The organism is Vibrio neptunius (assembly GCF_000967495.1).
Classification (GTDB): Bacteria; Pseudomonadota; Gammaproteobacteria; order Enterobacterales; family Vibrionaceae; genus Vibrio; species Vibrio neptunius.
The window spans coordinates 1-1,398 of the sequence record NZ_JXXU01000158.1 but is presented as its reverse complement, the minus strand read 5'-3'; the positions used below and the strand labels follow the sequence as shown (position 1 = coordinate 1,398).

1 protein-coding gene is annotated in these 1,398 nt (G+C 44.5%); it reads right to left on the bottom strand.

All coding sequences use genetic code 11. The features are described 5' to 3' along the window. Positions 1 to 334: 334 nt before the first annotated feature. Positions 335 to 1,381 carry a DUF4116 domain-containing protein gene (locus tag TW84_RS23610; protein ID WP_052707970.1) on the bottom strand — a complete coding sequence of 349 codons (1,047 nt, stop codon included), beginning with the start codon at positions 1,379 to 1,381 and terminating at the stop codon, positions 335 to 337. Positions 1,382 to 1,398 lie beyond the last annotated feature (17 nt).

The window sequence follows — 1,398 nt, the reverse complement described above, 5'->3', positions numbered from 1 at the left end:
CAAAGTATGCTCCCGCCCTGCTTGAAAGACGGAGTGATCAGTCTCACTGTTGCAAGATTGGCTTGGGTTAAAACCTGGTTTACCTGTTCGATGGTCGCTTCAGTCATGGTTACACTCTGTATTCAATATCCCTAAGTTTTTTATTGCGCGTCATCTCGTCCAGCCATAAGAGCGATAAAATCAAGTTACTAGCAGCTTGGGTTCACCGCTTATTTATCTCGATAAGTCAAAGATTTTCAAGGGCGTTTTATCAGTGTGCGAGACATGTAAAAAACAATCACGCTCAGACTATTAAACGCCCTGTTCTTTTTTGTAGAGCCGTGAGCTTTCTAGCCTACTTACCCGCAGCTAAAAGAATCTCAGGGGTTTGCTCTTTAACATACTCTAATACATCGCTATTTTGCTTTACCGCTGCCAAACAAATCTCAGTGCTCTGCTCTTTTACATGTTTTAGTGCCCACACCTTTTGCTTTACCGCTGCCAAACAAATCTCGGGCGTTTGTTGTTTTACATAGCGCAGTGCGTAACCATTCTGCTTTACCGCTGCAAGACACATTTCAGGGGTTTGCTCTTTTACTAGCTCTAATGCCAACCCGTCCTGCTTTACCGCTGCAAGACAAATTTCAGGGGTTTGCTTATTTACTTCCTTCAAGACATAACCATCGTTCTTGACTGCTTCAAGGCAAATCTCGGGGGTTTGCTTTTTCACGAATTCTAGTAGGGAGCCATATTGTTTTACCGCTTCACGGCAAATCTCAGCGCTCTGCTCTTTGACATAGCGTAGTGCGTTGCCATTTTGCCTTACCGCTGCAAGACAAAGTTCCGGCGTCTGCTCCTTTACATGCTCTAATATATTGCCATCTTGCGTTACAGCAGCAAGACAAAGCTCAGGGGTCTGCCCTTTAACATGCTCTACTGCGTAGCCGTTCTGCCTAACCGCAATAGCACATATCTCTGGGGTCTGATGTTTTACAAAGCGTAACGCATTGCCATTTTGCTTTACCGCTGCCAAACAAAGCCCCGGTGTCTGTTCCTTTACCTGCTGGAGCGCTAAACCACTGTGTTGAATGGCAGCCAAACAAATCTCTGGGGTTTGTTGTTTTACAAAGCGTAATACGTAACCAGTTTGCTTGACCGCCTCAAGGCAAATCTCTGCGGTTTGTTCTTTTACATGGGGTAATGCCCATCCACTTAACTTTACTGCTTTAAGACAAAGTTCAGGGGTTTGAGTTTGTACATACTGCAATGCTTCGGGGTGAGCTTGGATCGCAATATTGCAAAGTTCAGGGGTTTGTTTTTTAATCTCACTCAACGCGGAGTCGTTTAGTTTGAGCCTGATTAAAATTTGCTCTAGCTCTGCTTTGTCGTAGGTAGTGTCCATGGTTATTTATATGAACG